Origin of the sequence: Pusillimonas sp. DMV24BSW_D (assembly GCF_011388195.1) — a bacterium.
GTDB lineage: Bacteria > Pseudomonadota > Gammaproteobacteria > Burkholderiales > Burkholderiaceae_B > Neopusillimonas > Neopusillimonas aestuarii.
Genome location: NZ_CP049990.1, coordinates 1,113,231 through 1,129,776, shown reverse-complemented (window position 1 = coordinate 1,129,776; position 16,546 = coordinate 1,113,231). Strand labels below are relative to the sequence as shown.

16 protein-coding genes are annotated in these 16,546 nt (G+C 54.4%); 6 read left to right on the top strand and 10 right to left on the bottom strand.

The genetic code is table 11. The features are described from left to right. Positions 1–732 carry a pyrimidine 5'-nucleotidase gene (locus G9Q38_RS05475; protein WP_166128617.1) on the top strand — a complete coding sequence of 244 codons (732 nt, stop codon included), beginning with the start codon at positions 1–3 and terminating at the stop codon, positions 730–732. 15 nt (positions 733–747) lie between these two features. Here G9Q38_RS05475 and G9Q38_RS05470 read toward each other — a convergent pair whose 3' ends face one another. The 4 genes from G9Q38_RS05470 to gpmA are packed head-to-tail and all read right to left on the bottom strand — an operon-like array spanning position 748 to position 5,176. Further along, complete coding sequence (locus G9Q38_RS05470) at positions 748–1,500, bottom strand: HesA/MoeB/ThiF family protein (RefSeq protein WP_166128614.1); 753 nt, start codon at positions 1,498–1,500, stop codon at positions 748–750. Next, on the bottom strand, positions 1,500–3,011 hold the full coding sequence (locus G9Q38_RS05465; protein WP_166128611.1) for a S41 family peptidase: 1,512 nt from the start codon (positions 3,009–3,011) through the stop codon (positions 1,500–1,502). Before G9Q38_RS05465 ends, G9Q38_RS05470 begins: the two co-directional genes overlap by 1 nt. Positions 3,012–3,065: 54 nt before the next feature. Further along, entirely contained in the window at positions 3,066–4,418 is a 1,353-nt protein-coding gene (locus G9Q38_RS05460; protein WP_166128608.1) for a murein hydrolase activator EnvC family protein, read from the bottom strand. A 5-nt stretch (positions 4,419–4,423) separates the two neighbouring features. Further along, entirely contained in the window at positions 4,424–5,176 is a 753-nt protein-coding gene (gene gpmA, locus G9Q38_RS05455; protein WP_166128605.1) for a 2,3-diphosphoglycerate-dependent phosphoglycerate mutase, read from the bottom strand. Positions 5,177–5,350: 174 nt separating this feature from the next. On the opposite strand from gpmA, the gene G9Q38_RS05450 reads away from it, so the two are divergent. The 4 genes from G9Q38_RS05450 to G9Q38_RS05435 are packed head-to-tail and all read left to right on the top strand — an operon-like array spanning position 5,351 to position 7,636. Then, positions 5,351–5,680: a rhodanese-like domain-containing protein gene (locus tag G9Q38_RS05450; RefSeq protein WP_228276206.1), complete on the top strand. Its 330-nt coding sequence runs from the start codon at positions 5,351–5,353 to the stop codon at positions 5,678–5,680. A gap of 47 nt (positions 5,681–5,727) precedes the next feature. Then, positions 5,728–5,985, top strand: a complete 258-nt coding sequence (grxC, locus tag G9Q38_RS05445) for a glutaredoxin 3 (RefSeq protein WP_119441300.1) — start codon at positions 5,728–5,730, stop codon at positions 5,983–5,985. A 53-nt stretch (positions 5,986–6,038) separates the two neighbouring features. Beyond that, positions 6,039–6,554, top strand: a complete 516-nt coding sequence (gene secB / locus G9Q38_RS05440) for a protein-export chaperone SecB (protein ID WP_114421347.1) — start codon at positions 6,039–6,041, stop codon at positions 6,552–6,554. An 11-nt stretch (positions 6,555–6,565) separates the two neighbouring features. Next, on the top strand, positions 6,566–7,636 hold the full coding sequence (locus G9Q38_RS05435) for an NAD(P)H-dependent glycerol-3-phosphate dehydrogenase (protein ID WP_166128600.1): 1,071 nt from the start codon (positions 6,566–6,568) through the stop codon (positions 7,634–7,636). Here the strand turns inward: G9Q38_RS05435 and G9Q38_RS05430 are convergent. Next, the gene (locus G9Q38_RS05430; RefSeq protein WP_166128597.1) at positions 7,633–8,103 is read right to left on the bottom strand and encodes a tRNA (cytidine(34)-2'-O)-methyltransferase; all 471 of its coding nucleotides are present in this window, start codon (positions 8,101–8,103) and stop codon (positions 7,633–7,635) included. The two genes, G9Q38_RS05435 and G9Q38_RS05430, sit on opposite strands and share 4 nt — an antisense overlap. 9 nt (positions 8,104–8,112) lie before the next feature. Then, complete coding sequence (locus G9Q38_RS05425; protein ID WP_166128594.1) at positions 8,113–8,847, bottom strand: ComF family protein; 735 nt, start codon at positions 8,845–8,847, stop codon at positions 8,113–8,115. A 76-nt stretch (positions 8,848–8,923) separates the two neighbouring features. Here G9Q38_RS05425 and G9Q38_RS05420 point away from each other — a divergent pair, with 76 nt between their 5' ends. Beyond that, complete coding sequence (locus G9Q38_RS05420; RefSeq protein WP_166128592.1) at positions 8,924–9,835, top strand: methyltransferase domain-containing protein; 912 nt, start codon at positions 8,924–8,926, stop codon at positions 9,833–9,835. Positions 9,836–9,839: 4 nt separating this feature from the next. Here the strand turns inward: G9Q38_RS05420 and G9Q38_RS05415 are convergent, their stop codons facing one another. The 4 genes from G9Q38_RS05415 to G9Q38_RS05400 all read right to left on the bottom strand — a co-directional run bounded on the left by G9Q38_RS05415 (position 9,840) and on the right by G9Q38_RS05400 (position 16,537). Continuing rightward, positions 9,840–12,833, bottom strand: a complete 2,994-nt coding sequence (locus tag G9Q38_RS05415) for an autotransporter domain-containing protein (RefSeq protein ID WP_166128589.1) — start codon at positions 12,831–12,833, stop codon at positions 9,840–9,842. Between the two features lie 71 nt (positions 12,834–12,904). Beyond that, complete coding sequence (locus G9Q38_RS05410) at positions 12,905–13,612, bottom strand: response regulator (RefSeq protein ID WP_119441304.1); 708 nt, start codon at positions 13,610–13,612, stop codon at positions 12,905–12,907. Positions 13,613–13,622: 10 nt separating this feature from the next. Further along, positions 13,623–15,962, bottom strand: coding sequence for a sensor histidine kinase (locus G9Q38_RS05405; protein ID WP_166128586.1), 2,340 nt, complete (start codon positions 15,960–15,962; stop codon positions 13,623–13,625). Then, on the bottom strand, positions 15,959–16,537 hold the full coding sequence (locus tag G9Q38_RS05400) for a DUF4390 domain-containing protein (RefSeq protein ID WP_166128582.1): 579 nt from the start codon (positions 16,535–16,537) through the stop codon (positions 15,959–15,961). Before G9Q38_RS05400 ends, G9Q38_RS05405 begins: the two co-directional genes overlap by 4 nt. Between the last annotated feature and the right edge of the window lie 9 nt (positions 16,538–16,546).

Genomic DNA, 16,546 nt, shown 5'->3' with positions numbered 1-16,546 from the left:
ATGAAATCGCAGGGCTTGCGCATTCCACGGCACCGGCCCCGGCGTGCCTACGCACATAACGCGCCGGTATGGTTGTTCGATCTCGACAATACGCTGCACGACAGCTCGAAATCCATCTTTAAGGTGATCGACGGCAAGATGACTGAAGCGGTCGCGAAAAGTCTAAGCGTTAACGACGCTGAAGCGAACCGTTTGCGCGCCCTGTATTGGAAACGTTACGGCGCAACTGTTATCGGCCTGGTACGACACCATGGCATTCATGCCAAAACGTTCCTCGACTTAAGCCACGATTTCGACCCACGCCCATTAGTTCACTCAGAAACCGGTTTAATACGCAAATTCCAGCGTTTGCCCGGCACGAAAATATTGCTCACCAACGCGCCCGAAACCTACGCGCGAACCGTGCTCCAGACATTAGGGATTCTGCCCTTCTTCGATATGATCTGGTCTATCGACCACATGCACCTTCAAGGGAAAATCCGCCCCAAGCCTTCGCATGCGCTCATGCAACAAATACGGGCCCGTTTAGGCACCACCCCCTCAAAGGTTATTTTGGTTGAAGACACCTTGAAGAACCTGAAGGCGGCACGGAAAACCGGCATGCGTACCGTGCATGTGTATCATCCGTCAACACCCTTCTCCGCATCGCACCGGGGCCGCAACCAATACGTGAACTTACGTGTTAACAGCCTGGGGCAATTATTAACCGGTAGACGACCGTTACGGGTTTAACACCGCGAACGCTTGTTAGTGACCCGCGCCGCATACCAAACAAGCGGGGTCTTTACGAAACCGAATTTCGTTCCACTGCATCCGTAACGCATCCAGACACAAAAGACGCCCCACCAGCGGTTCCCCCATTTGCGCGATAACCTTGATGGCTTCAGCCGCCTGCATACTACCGATAATCCCGACCAACGGCCCCAGCACTCCGGTTGTAGCGCAACTGATCTCCTCTGCCTCGTCGGCCTGTGGAAATAAACACTGGTAGCAAGGGGCATCAGGACGTCGCATATCAAATACACTAACCTGCCCCGAAAAACGAATTGCTGCGCCGGACACCAAAGGACGATGATGCGAAACACAGCTGCGATTAACATCGTGCCGCGTATCAAAATTATCACAGCAATCAAGCACGATATCGGCTTGCGCAACAGCCTCGTCAAGCAAATGCCCGCTTAAGCGCCCAACATAAGCCTCAACTTCAACCTCGGGATTCAAACGCCCCAACGCTTTTAAACCTGACTCGGCCTTGGGTTGCCCCACTGACGTCGTAGCGTGCAGAATCTGCCGTTGCAAATTACTGATCTCAACGTCGTCGTCGTCGGCAAGCGTAATATGCCCCACCCCTGCGGCAGCCAGGTACAGCGCCGCCGGCGAACCCAGCCCACCGGCACCCACAATTAAAACGCGCGATTGAAGCAACCTTTCCTGCCCTTCGATACCCAGCTCATCAAGAAGAATATGACGCGCATATCGCAGGAGTTGCGCATCATCCATTATTCCACCTTGATCATGCCGTCGGGCGTAACGCGATAGCGCTCCACCGTCCCGGAAGGGGTGTCACTCAAACGGGCAGGGGTACTTTGTTCGGGCTCCACCCGGCTTACATCATTTTTTTTTTCCGCATCCGTGGCGGGTTTAGCCTCTAACTCATTCTGACTTACTTTTCTGCCCTGAAGGAAATTAACGGCCTGCTTAAGCTGGAAATCATCTTCGCCGCCAATTTCAAACATTTTGATATCCGGATTGATCTCTTCCTCGTCGTCGGTGGGCGTGACGACTTCCGGTGCCGATGACCCATTGGATAAATGATGTTCCAAATCGGCCTCACGAGGAATACGGAACAGATTGCCCTGAGCGGTGTCATCGATAGTAATGTCCGGCTCTACCCCGGTTGCCTGAATAGACCGGCCATTAGGCGTGTAATACAGCGCTGTGGTTAGCTTGATGCCGGAGTCCTCCGACAGCGGCAACACACTTTGAACGGAACCTTTCCCGAATGAACGATTACCCAGTACTTTGGCCCGGTCATGATCCTGCAAAGCTCCCGCAACAATTTCAGACGCTGAAGCCGAGCCGACATTGATCAATACCACCAGAGGCACCGCTCTGGCCCACTCAGGAAACGCGTAATCATTGTTGATACCGCCGCCGAAGCTACGCACATAATCAACCGGCTTGGCGAAATACTCGCGGTTGGCTGAAGGAATACGCCCTTTGGTGGATACAACAAGGACATCAGGCGGCAAAAAGGCCGACGACACACCAATTGCTGCATCAAGCAGGCCGCCTGGGTCGTTGCGCAAGTCGAGCACCATACCTTTCGGCGCACCGGCTCCACCCAACTCCCTTAACTGTTTGGCCAAATCGGAAACCGTGCGCTCCTGGAACTGGCTAATTCTGACGTAGGCGATGTCGTCGGGCAACATTTTGCTGCGCACACTACGCACTTTGATCATATCGCGCACAATTTTCACGACAAGCGGCTTGTCCTGGCCTGCGCGACGAATGGTTAAAACAATGGACGTTTGCGGTTCGCCCCGCATTAATTTAACCGCTTCGCTTAGAGTTAGACCCTTGGTAGGCTTGCCATCGATATGCGTGATGATGTCGCCGGACATAATACCGGCACGGGCAGCGGGCGTGTCCTCGATAGGTGCAATCACTTTAGGCATACCGTCTTCACTGCCAATTTCAATGCCCAGGCCTCCAAAACCGCCTTGAGTAATGGCCTCCATTTCCTTGAAGGCTTCCGGGTCCAGGTAAGCGGAATGCGGGTCAAGATCGCTGAACATGCCGCGAATTGCATCGTCCATCAGGTCTTTATCACCCAATGGCTCAACATAACTGGATTTAATCGCGGAAAAAACGTTGGCAAACTGCTGTAGCTCTTTTAACGGCAACGGTTCACCACGTTGCGCCACGGCCGAAATACCCAGGCTGAGCAAGACCCCGCCCACGATACCTGACATAACCAACCCAAACCGACCTATTTTGCGAGTGCCCATGCACATTCCCGTATTAAAAACATCAATATAACTGCCTGCTGCGCCTATAGTACCTTAACGCGCCAACCAAATCAGCGGGTTAACCGGCGTACCGCCATGCCGAATTTCAAAATAAAGGCCTGGCTCAACCTGCCCACCGGTTGCGCCCACCCTGGCAATCGTATCCTGCGGCCCCACACGCTCCCCCACTTTCTTAAGCAGACTTTGGTTATAGGCATAAACAGTTAGATAACCCTCACCGTGGTCCACAATAAGCAAGTTGCCAAAACCGTTCAGCCAATTGGCGTAAACCACACGTCCAGCGGCAACCGGGCGGACTGCCGTTCCTTCAGGGGCACGCAAAACCACACCACGCCAAATGCCGCCGTCCGGGCGTTCAGCGCCGAAACGTCCGAGCACCTGACCCTGAACCGGTGCGGGAAGCCCTTTTCTCAGACCCGACAACGGCGCAATTGGTTCCTGGGTGCCGGCGGTTTCTTCAGGAGTGGTTTCCGCTTCAGTCGCTTCAACCGTCGTTACGGGCTCGGAAGGCGTAACACGAACCACCTCGGTCTCGCGCTCCCTTGCCTCACGCTCGATACGCTCACGTTCAGCACGTTGCGCAGCCTCCTGCTCACGCTTTCTGCGCTCGGCTGCCAATCGCTCCCGTTCGCGACGCTCTACCGCCTCTTGCTCTTTAATCGCGCTTTGTAAACCCTCTACCAGCCCCTCCAACCGCTGCGCATCCTGCTCAAGTGTCTCAGCCTCGGTTCGACGCTGTTTCAAAGCCGTTTCAGCGCGAGCCAGTACCTGCGCCCTTTCAGCTTTTTGTTCTTCCAGTACTGCTTTCTTCTGACTGGTTTGCGCCCGCAAGGCAACAAGTTCAGCCTCACGTTGCGCCAGTTGCTGCGTGAGCGCTTCCAACTGCCCCAAGGTTTCCTGCAAATTGCGCACCGCCTGTGCCTGTGAGCGAGAGACATAACCCAAATAGGCTAGCTCACGGCCGATGCGATGCGGATCTTCGCCGGAAAGCAAAGCAGTCCAGGGAGACAGTCCGCCGGCATACTGCGCCCTTAACTGATCAGCCAAAGAGTCACGCTGAACTTGGATCCGCTCACGGGTTTGCTCAATATTTTGTGCCAATCGCTCCTGCTCTTGAGTGACACGTTTTTCTTCATCAGCCAGCTCTGCAAGCTCGCGCACCACCACTGAAATGGCCGTTTCGGAAGCCTTCAACTGATCAAGCGCATCCTCGCGCGAGCGTGCCTGACGCTCAATGGTTTTCTGGAGCGTGTTAATACGGTCCTGCAATTCGGCCTGCTGTTGTTGCATTTGCGCCTGGCGTGCCTTTAGCTGCGCGGAAGTTTGATCCGCCGCCGCGACCGTCGACCATAAGGCCAACATTGCCAAGCCAAGCGCATACCGCATAAATACTAGCCCTTTTTCGCTTTACCCTGGGCAGCAACCGCCGCCATCGCTGCTTCGATTTCGGCTGCATCGCCCAAATAATAGTTACGGATCGGACGAAGCTCGTCGTCGAGCTCGTAAACCAGCGGCTGACCGGTGGGAATATTCACCCCAACAATCTCATCGTCGGAAATACCATCGAGATGTTTGATCAGAGCGCGCAAACTGTTCCCATGTGCGGCCACCAGCACCTTACGACCCGACCTGAGGGCGGGGGCAATCGACTCATTCCAAAAAGGAACTACGCGATTAACCGTATCTTTCAGACACTCCGTTGCCGGCAACTGATCGGCTGGGATCTTGGCATAGCGTTTATCAAAGCGCGGATGGCGCGGATCATCGAGCTCAAGTGGATTTGGCGCGATGGCATACGCACGACGCCACACCAACACTTGCTCGTCGCCATATTTGGCCGCTGTTTCCGATTTGTTCAAACCCTGCAATGCGCCATAATGGCGCTCATTCAAACGCCAGCTTAGCCCCACCGGGGTATACATGGCGTCCATGGCATCCAGGGCGATCCATAAAGTCCGGATAGCGCGCTTGAGCACCGACGAAAACGCCAGATCGAACTCAAATCCTTCCGCTTTCAGCAGTTCACCCGCTTTCTGCGCCTGCATTCGACCCGTTTCAGTCAGATCGACATCAGTCCATCCGGTGAATCGATTTTCAAGATTCCACTGGCTTTCCCCGTGGCGCATGAGTACTAATTTATGCATGAGACAAGTTACCTAAAAATTGAATAAGCGCGTCCATTTTATAATCCCGTATTATCGAAGTTTTTTTGACGAATCAAACTGGACCGTATCGTGGACTTTCTTCTTAGCGACAGCAACCTTTATATTGTAATAATAGCCCTTGTATCCGGGGCCATGCTTTTGTGGCCTACGATTATGAAAGGCGCACGTGCGAGCGCAGTCGGCGTGTCGCAAGCCGTTCAACTGGCAAATCAAAGCAACGGTGTGTTCATCGACGTACGCAGCCACGAAAAATTCAAAGGGGGCAGCATCCCCCAAGCGAAAAACATTCCGGTTGCCGACATCGACACCAAAATGAGCACGCTGCCCAAAGACAAACCTATTATCGTCGTTTGCGAACATGGGCGTGAATCGGCTACGGTAGCCGGTAAACTGCGTAAAAATGGTTTTAAAGAAGCCGTTACCCTTGAAGGAGGGTTGCGCAAGTGGATAGACGCCGGCATGCCGGTAAGCGGTAAACATTAACTCTTACCCTTTCCACAAGCTCTGTTTCACACTTTACCGAGGTTTACATGGCAACAGTCACAATGTATTGCACCGCCGTTTGTCCTTTCTGCGTGCGTGCCGAGATGCTGCTGAAAAAACGTGGCGTATCCGAAATTACAAAAATCCGTATCGACACCGATCAGGAGCAACGTGCGCTCATGATGGAGCGAACCGGGCGTCGCACCGTACCCCAAATTTATATTAACGACACCCACGTCGGTGGTTACGACGAATTGGCCGCGCTTGATCGCGCCGACAAGCTCGTTCCCATGCTAAGCAACTAACACCATTTCAAAATCCCCCTATAAACGGGTAATTAACCTATCAGGAACACAATATGGCCGAACAAGATCAGGCTGGCGCCAACAGTCAGGCAAAAGACCCCAGCTTCAACCTGCAACGCACTTACGTTAAAGACCTGTCTTTGGAAATGCCCAATGCGCCCCAGATTTTCCTGGAGCAGGAAGCGCCCAATGTCGAAGTCAGTATCAATGTAGGTGGCCAGCAATTGGCGGATACCATTTACGAATCAACCGTCCAGGTTACGGTCACAACCCGCATCAATGATAAAACCCTTTATTTGGTCGAGGCGACTCAGGCCGGTATCTTCGAGGCGGCCAACATCCCTGCCGACCAGCTTGACCCACTATTGGGAATTGTGTGCCCAACCATGCTTTACCCCTACTTGCGGGCCACCATTGCCGATGCAATCACTCGCACCACCATGCCTGCGCTGCACTTGGCTGAAGTCAACTTCCAGTCGCTGTACGAGCAGCGTTTGGCACAAGCTGCCGAAGAGAACAAGCAGCAAAGCGCCGGTATTGAAATCCCACCCGGTGCAACAAAGCAGTAACCCGCAAAGCAATGAATGCAACCACGGTAACCCCACCCAACCCGTTACGCGTTAGCGTACTGGGTGCGGGAAGCTGGGGCACGGCGCTTGCCGCTATCGCGAGCCGGAAAAGCGATACCCTTCTCTGGGCCCGAGACGCCGCAACCGCCCACGCCATTAGCCAACAAAGGCAGAACACGCGCTACCTGCCCAACATTGTGTTACCGCCCGCACTCAAAGCCACCAGTCACCTTGATGAAGCGTTACATCATGTTTGCGCCGTCAACCCGAAGGTCACCAATCACCTCATTATTCTGGGTGTACCGGTTGCCGGCCTTGAAGAGGTCTGCACAAAAATTGCACCTTACTTAAGACAATGCAGCGCGTTCGTCAGTGTCGTCTGGACCTGCAAAGGTTTCGACCCCGAAAACGGGCGGCTTCCGCACGAGATTGCACAAGCTTCGCTGGGCGACGTCAGCAACGTTGGGCTCGGTGTGCTCTCGGGGCCCTCGTTCGCCAAAGAAGTGGCGCAAGGCCTCCCCGTGGCGCTTACTATCGCCAGCAACTCAAAAACCGTTATCGACGATACAACCGAGGCGTTGCACGGCGGACCGGTTCGGATCTATTCAAGTCGGGACATCGTTGGGGTTGAAGTAGGCGGCGCCATGAAAAACGTCATGGCTATTGCGTGCGGTATCGCCGACGGGCTCGAATTGGGCACCAATGCCCGCGCAGCCATCATTACGCGAGGCCTGGCGGAAATGCAGCGGCTTGGACAGGCAATGGGAGGCCGGGCCGATACTTTTTCCGGCCTAACCGGGCTGGGCGACCTGGTACTCACGGCAACTGGGCCTTTATCGCGGAACAGACAAGTGGGCCTGGCGCTCGGCCACGGGCAACCGTTAGCCGACATTCTTGCAACAGGTATTACAGCAGAAGGCGTTCGCTGCGCAAGAGCCGCACTGCAATTAGGCAAACACTATAACGTTGAACTTCCCATTACCGAAGCCGTGTGTCATGTTTTATTTGAGGGGGTGTCCCCTCAACAAGCGGTTTCCGACCTTCTGGCCCGTGAGGCCAAGGCTGAAAACATACGAACTTAAATGCCGCCCAAGTAGCCTGTCTGGCGCCACGCCTCGTAAACCGTCACCGCCACCGCATTGGATAAATTCAAACTGCGTTGCCCCTGACGCATGGGTAAACGGAACCACTGTTCTTGCGGAAACAGCGCCAGTTGATCTGCCGACAAACCCGCTGTTTCGCAGCCGAATACGAATACGTCTCCCTCGTGAAACTCGAAGCGCCCCATTAGTGCGCGGCCTTTTGTTGTCATGGCAAAACAGCGGGCCTGACTCACCCCTATGGTAGCTAACGCTTCAGGCAAAGAGTCGTGCACTTGTACATTTGCCCATTCATGGTAGTCGAGTCCGGCCCGTTTCAAACGCTTATCATCGAGCTCAAAACCAAGTGGCCGAACCAAATGTAAATGCGCACCCGTATTGGCGGCCAGACGAATGACATTCCCTGTGTTGGGCGGAATTTCCGGAGAGACAAGCACAATATGAAACATAAGAGTTCTTCACAACGACAAAGGCGTGCGAGCCAGTACAACACCATGTACCGACGCAGCACCTGCCTGCATTAATAAATGGGAGACGGCGTTCAACGTGCTACCCGTGGTTAAAACGTCATCAACGACCCAAACGTGACAGCCGGACAACGAGGCCGAATTTCTTAAACCATACAAACTCTGAACCCGTTCATAACGCTGCCGGCGGCCCAGTAGTTTCTGCGGGCCGACCTCTTTAGAGCGGAGCAAAACATTTCTGTAAGGCAAACTCAGTCGACGCGAAAGATGACGGGCAATCTCGCTTGCGGGGTTAAACCCACGCTGTTGCAATGCCCGAAGGCCGGCAGGCACGGGCACCAGGATTGTAGCGCCTGAAGTGGCCGACTGAAGCCGTTGCAATCGGGGAATGAGCAATTCCGCCAAAGTAGCGGCCAAAAGATAACGTCGACCCTGTTTGAACTGATGAATCAGAACACTTCCGGGAAATTGATAATCGAACGCGGCCACAACCGAATGAAACTCCGGCGCTTTATGTCGGCAATCAGAACACCTTCCCAAGCCGTCCAGCAGTAAAGCACAAGCCTGACAGCGTGGTCCGCCAAACAACATCGAGCCACAGACCGCATGGCTGCAGCCCTCACACAACCAAGCCGCCGACGTCCGAGTCAGACACAGCGGACAATTCCCGGGTACACACATCATCAGTTCATGCCGCAAGTCGCGCCAATACCAACTATGCGCCATAATGAAACCTGTAAAATGTATCAACATCGCATCAGAACACGCTTGATGCCCCATGCAAAGCGCCGAGTACGCAAATATGTCATCACCGCCGTCACTGCCGCTCAACCCTCTGCACGTTGCAAAACAATTTGCCCGTCGCGCCCCGCTTGATGAAGCGCAATTTTTATACGGGGAGATAGCACAACGTATGTTGCAGCGGCTTAGCTATATCCGCAGCAACCCCTCCGTTATTCTCGATGCAGGATGTGGCGCCGGGCACGCTGTCGAGCCTTTACGTGCGCGCTATCCAGCAGCGCAATATACCGGCCTCGATATATCCCGGCCTTTGCTAAATACCGCCATTGCACGCCATGCGGGCAAAAGAGGGCTATGGAACCGCCTGCGTAATAAGCCGGCCGCCGAAACGCATTTCGTGCGGGCCGATATGGCAAAAACCGGCCTGCCGCCAGAGTCCATCGGGTTGATTTGGTCGAATATGGCTTTACATTGGCATCCCGATCCCCATCTTGTATTTGCAGAATGGCGCCGAATTCTAAAGCCGAATGGCCTGGCCATGTTTTCCTGCCTCGGCCCCGCCTCATTGAAAGAATTGCGCGAAGCCCTGATCGACGCCGATATTCAAACGGTCACGCCAAGCTTTGTCGACATGCACGACTTCGGCGACTTGCTCGTCGAAAATGGATTTACCGACCCGGTCATGGACCAGGAAATCATCACGCTTACCTTCAAAACAGCAGAAAAATTATTATCAGATTTATGGACTTTGGGCGGTAACCCCAGCATTGACCGACGACCGGGGCTGCCAGGGCGAAAATGGCGTGAAAAGTTAATCGAAGCGCTGGAAAAGCAACGTCAGATGGACGGAACCATTCACCTTACACTGGAAGTTGCCTACGGCCACGCGTGGCGCGCGCAATCGTTTAAAAGCGCCCCCGACGAAACGCGCATTTCAGTCGACGCCATTACCAGGCGCCGGCCAAAATCATAAGCCACTAGAACCGCCAGGCCAGTCTTGCCTGCAAACCGTGATCCTGACTACCGCCGCCAAACTGGCCCGCATAACCCAGACTCACCGTACTGTTCTCCGAAGCCGCAACCTCAACCCCTAGTTCGGCAACCAGCGCGTCGCGCGACACCGCCGCACCCGAGACGGTATAGCCTGGGCCGGTGGCAAAACGCAACCGTGTTTCGGGGGTTAAGTCGCCCCACGCGCGTCGCCATCCGATATTTGCCGTTAACAGGGTCGATGAAGCGGCATCGTCCGATAAGGCCATACGCGCACGCAAGCCCAGACGTGAAAAGGTAACAGCTTGACGACTCTGATCGCCCGAAAGCGCAACCGCGCTACCGGACTCGTCGAACGCATCGCGTGAGAGCCAGACACGCTGAACGCCCCAGTATGGTTCCACGACCACATTACCTTGTGATACGGCATAAGCCAGTTCTGCAAACAACTGGGTAGAAGTTGCGTTGGCTTTCGACTGCGCCTGCCCCAGGCCGTTATAAGCAATATTGCGCTTTGTGTCGATCCGGTACCATGATTGCCCGATACCGCCCCGAACGCTGAAACGATTGGCCGACCAGCCCAAGTAAGACATTAAATGATAACCATCGGTGTCGGCAGTGCTATTCCCGGCAGCGTTATAAGAAGATGTTGTCAGCCCCATCGATAACCCGGCATAGCCGCTCTGCCCGAGCGGTGTATCGCCACCAAACAAAAGTCCGCCAAGCGAACGGGTCATACGTTGGGCATCCGCCGTGGCACCCAGACTGCCCCAGCTTCCCAATGCCTGCATCCACAGCTGATGCCGCTTTCCCGGTACGCTGCGACTGACCTGCCCCAAAGGTCCACCATAAGACGCCCCCATTTCGCGACTGAACAGTCGATTGGTCGACGCCCGATATAGTGCGCCACTGGTCTCAAGCAAAGCACTCTGCGCTGACGCATAAATTTCGCCAGAAAACTGATCAAGTACGTCCGGGCCCTGACCCACGTTAGGCAAAAGCACGAATTCGTCGTAGGCTGCGCCACCCAGGCCTTGCGCGGAAATGGCGGCGGCAGTTGCGCGCTGGTTCCCCGTTTCTGCAACACTGGTGAATGCCGCATTATTGCGTCGAACCTGTAAATTGAACGACGTACCCGACATCACCGTGCTCATATCGATAAACGCCCGGTTCAGGGCAGAGGTGTCGAAAAAACTACCCGCAGCCAGAGAGCCGGCAGAGAAGAACGAAAAGTCTTGGCCCAGTGCCCCGGCGCGCAGCCCCAACACCTCGAGCTTGGCACCTTGGATATCGGCCGAGCCGGTTACGTTGACACGATCAGACTGACCTGTTTCATTGATCTCGATTTCGAGAACCGATCCCGCCAACTGCTGATAGTTGCCGTCAACAGTTAACGTGCCAATCGAGTTACCCGGCGCTACACGGCCTGCAACAAGCGTGTCACCCACAACACCGCTCCCACCCAACGTGGCCTCCCCGCCAACGGTTAACTGCGCAGATGAAGCAATTGAACCGTTCACCACGAGCTTCCCACCCAGAATCTGAGTCGCCCCCGTATAGGTATTTTGCCCCGACATAACAAGCGTACCGGCACCGCGTTTTATCAAGCCACCACTGCCCCGGATGTCGTTACTCCAGAGTGAGTTATATCCACGGGTATTAACATCGAACACGCTGCCAAAACCCCACGCGCCGAACTCTATGGGCCCTTGAATCGCCGTTTTCAAATCGAGAAAACCGCGCCCATAAATACTCTGGTCAGCGTAAATCCCAGTGCTATTGGCGGTTGTGAGGACAACCTCGATAATCTGCTCCGCCGTCATATAAGGAAACGCTTCCCGAAGGACTGCAACGGAGCCTGCCACGACCGGTGAAGCCATCGACGTACCGGCCATGTCTTTATATGTACTGTAGGGATAAGTTGACCACAATTGGCTTTCGTCGCTGGAGTAGTTGGCCGTATCCAGAAAATCACCGCCGGGGGCGGTAATACACCAGGCAGCAGCGTCCCCGCACCGATTACTGTAGCTGGCTATCTCGCCTTCACGGTCAGCAGAAACGACGACAATAAGCTTACCCCTAAGGTCGGAAAAATCCAGGTTCGCAACACGCGCGTCAGACGCAGAAATGTATGTCCACGTTGATGGATCCTGCACGTTTAAATCCAGACTATCGTCAACAAACCTGTACAGACCCGACGCCGTATTAGCGGGCGTGATCAGCGGCAACAAGCCTGCACCTGACGGCAAGGCAGCCGCATTCGGCTGATCCTGATACTCATTACCCGCCGCATAAACCAGGACGACATCAGCGTCAGCGGCCTCCATTAAGACCTCATACGTTGCCTCGGAATTAAACAATGCGGGTGTTGGAGTGGGTAATAATTGCCAGGTAGGGTTGGGTACCCAACGGCCACTGTCGTCCTGTATGAATTTTTCGGCCGTAACGGGGCCGTAACTCCCATTCAATACCTGGGCGCCGTTTTCAGCAGCGTGCAAAACGGCGTTGAAAGGGGCGTTTGCCGTGTAGCCATCGATTGCCCGCAGCGGCAACAAAGTGGCGTTATAGGCCACACCCTGCATGCCGAAGCCATTACGCCCCGCCCCTGCCAACCCGGTTACATGCGTTCCATGACCGGCAATTTCGCCATTGGCTTCAAGGTCGCTGACATCGTACGGACCGGCCAAATCGGAAAAATTACGCAATTTCGCTGAAATACGGCCCGCAAATTCGGGGTGATCAACATCCAGGCCACTATCAACAATGGCAATCAGCACCCCCTTCCCCGTGTATCCCTTTGCGTAAGCATAGTGGGCGTTAATGGGCAATAGTGCGCGACTGGCCAGAAATTCCGGCGTAATAAAAGACGAAGGCGAACCAGTGATACCGGTTTGCGCTGCAATGGGTGCTGCGACACCTATACTTGCCAGCGCCAAAACAATCGCCGCCCCAGCTTGTCTCCACGGGAAATTTTTTTTCATTATGGTCAAAAACTCAAAAGCAATTCGAAAAAAAGCCTCCCTTGCCGGGAGGCGAAAAACCTGGAATAAAACTAACGTGACTCAGACTGACGCCGACGCGACGCGTCGATGCCCAATTGCTTCAACTTGCGATACAAATGAGTACGTTCCAGGCCGGTGCGTTCGGAAACGCGGGTCATGCTGTGATTTTCGCGGCCCAGATGGTACTCAAAATAAATTCGTTCGAATTCGTCGCGTGCCTCACGCAAAGGCTGATCCAGCGGAATGCTGCTGAGCTGAAGCTGATGCGGGTCAAGCTCTAAAGCGGGCGCCGCATTTGTGACCAAGTCAGAGACGTCGGCTTGCCCCCCTCCGCCTGCGGGCATCGGCGCAGAGGCGGTCGTGGCTGCAGGCACCGATGCCGCTTTTGCCACCACGGGCCTTGCCAATGCGGCAGAAATCGTTTTCAGCAATTTCTGCAACGTGATGGGCTTTTCCAGAAAATCAACTGCGCCGATTCGCGTCGCCTCAACCGCCGTATCGACCGTGGCATGACCACTCATCATAATCACCGGCATATCCAGCAAGCCTTGCGACCCCCATTCACGCAGCAAACTGACGCCATCCGTGTCTGGCATCCAGATATCCAGCAGGACCAGGTCGGGACGTTTACGCGCACGAGCGGCACGCGCCTCTGCCGCGTTCTCTGCCAACTCAACCGTATGTCCTTCATCGTAGAGAATCTCGGACAACAGTTCGCGAATACCTACCTCGTCATCAACCACCAGTATTCTGGCCATAAAACTTCACCTATATTTTTTCGGCATTATCGTACCCTTGCGCCGCTTCGTCCAGCGCAGCAGGCGTATCCGCCAATCGTGCAAACAAAATCGATACCCGCGCCCCGCCTTCTCGACGATTGGAGACATCAATGCGACCGCCATGTTCCTCGATGATTTTCTTGACAATCGCCAACCCCAACCCCGTACCCGATGATTTCGTGGTGACGTACGGCTCAAAAACCCGATTCAAAACCTGTTGCTCGAAGCCTGGCCCTGAGTCGGACACGGTAAGGCGCACTGCTTTGGACCCTGCCCCTGTTTCATCCGTTCGTGAATACGTTAATTTGGTTTGAACACGAATTTTAGCCTCAGGATCATCAACCAGGGCAATGGCATCGCGCGCATTGGCCAACAGATTATGAATTACCTGACGCAATTGCGTTGGATCACCCTCAATACCCGGCAACCCCAACTCCAGCTCCGCTTCAATTCTGACATGTCGCGGATCATCGCGCAAAGCGCCGACGCTCGGATCCCAACCATAAAGCGTTAACACTTCAGACACCAGCGCATTGAGATCAAGCATTTGCATCTGGGCCGGTGGTGTTCGCGCGTACTCCCGAAAATCGTCAACCATTTTCTTGAGCGAAGCAACCTGATTAACAATTGTATTGGTCGAACGCTCCAGCATGGCTGCATCCGTTTCACCAAGACGCGGGGCCAGCTTCATGGCTAAACGTTCAGCCGACAACTGAATAGGCGTCAGCGGATTCTTGATTTCATGCGCCAGACGTCGTGCAACCTCACCCCAGGCAACCGTGCGATTGGCGGATATCACCTCGGTAATGTCATCGAACACAACCAGATACCCGTTTCCGCGTCCATCAATCGACAAATGCGTCCCTCGCGCAAGCAGGGTGACAACATCATGACGTGATTCGTGGTTGGAAGCCCCCTCGATCTCCAGCTCGAACTGTTGCTGCCAATATGGCTTTTCAGACTCAACCGCCGCGTGAGCAGCAAACGCATCACGAATCAATTGCGACAATTTAAAAGCCCCGTCAACGGTTTCCAAAGGACGCCCTTTCACCGAGCGCAAATCGACGCGCAAAATAGACTGCGCACCCTGATTGAACAATGTCACTCGGAACCCTTCATCGAATACCAATACACCAGACGACAAATGACTCAGAATAGACTCAAGGTAGACATTTGAACGCTCGAGCTGATGACGGTTTCTTTCTACCATTTGACGCGCCTCATCCAACTGCCGCGTCATGGCGTTGAAAGAGCGCGTTAATTGTCCTACTTCATCACGCTCAGGCGGCTCGGGCAGAGGACGGTAATCCCCCACACCCACAGCCTGGGTTCCCGCCGCCAGGCGCAGCAGTGGTCGCACCAAACGACGCGAAACGCCCAGCGCAACAACAATGGCGGCGAACACCGCCAACACCAACGCCAGCGTTAACGTAATGCCGTATAACTTACGCAAACCCAAGCGCGATAAAGCAAGCTCCTGATAATCACGAAAACCTTGCTGGACCTGATCGGCATTACGCGCAATCTGTTCCGGCACCGGCTGAACAAACTGCAACCATCGCACATCAGGCGCAACACCCAACGCTGCGGAACCGCGATCAATACGCGTAATGGGTACCACCACCCGCAAAAACAACCCCGTATGCCGTTCATTACCCAGTACAGATGCATCGTTCATATCTTCAGACTCGGCGGCTGCATAAGATCGGGCAACGCGCAGCTGACTTAGCACGTGAGGTGAAGGCCCGTCGGGAATCAACTTACCGTAATCGGATGTTGAAAAGGCGACCAATCGACCACTGCCGGAAAAGATCATCGCTTCGGCCACACCAGCCTCCTCACGCAAGCGCGACACTAACAAAGTCATGTCGGCGTCGTTTAAGTCGTGCAACTGACGGGCGACCCCCTGCGCTTTTGCTTCAAGCTCTTGTAACTGCTGGTCCAACACAACCCGCGCCAGACTCAAGCCCGACTCAAGCGCACTATCGACCCGTACGTTAAACCACGATTCGATTGAGCGCGACATGAACTGTACGGACAAAACATAAATCAGTGCCCCTGGCAGGACACCAATTAACGCGAATGACAAGGCAAAACGCGCCGTTAATCGGGCGCCAAACTGTCGACGTCGAATTTGCCGTATTAACCTGACAGCCAACACCAAAACCCAAAACACCAGGCTCAGAGCGAATATGCCATTAAGCGCCAGCAATAGGTCGTAATATTGCGCATAACGGGTTGCGTTACCCGTTGACCACGCCAATAGACCGAGCAACGCCAACGCGCTGATCACAGCGACAACCAGCGCTACGCGCGCGACCCATCTCACGGCTTTTGAACCGGCGGGGAGATTGAGAAACGAAAGTCTTTCCATGGTGTCATGACTGACCAGGCACTGCTGTTAAATGCGTCCACGCGCACAGGTCGGGGCAATCGGGAGGTGTCCAGACGCAAACGAATCCGTCCTTCATACTCTTCATCGGGATCAAACAAATCGGTGCTGCCAACGGCCCAGCCCCTAATATGTTTTACAAACGACAAGGCATCATCAAACGTATCTTCAGGCAAAGTTAAATCACCTACGCTAACCCGCCACTGTTGGGTTAACACGTTATACGACAATCTCCAGGAGCGTTGCTCGTCGACTAACACTTTGTCGAACCACCACCAGCGACTCGAAACGATTTCGAGATCGGCTGTGAAATAGAGCGGCACCCCTTTTTCAGCCGCATTGCGCAATTCACCAGTCACCTCGATGTCTGCATTTGCATCAATGTAAAGACTGCCATCGCGCACGATGGGTTCAACACTGACAAATTGCGTTGACTGCGCACATACAACCCCAACCGACACCATGAAGGCGACGATAATAAAAAGCAGGGGCCGATGAAATAGTGCAATCATAAAGGCAGT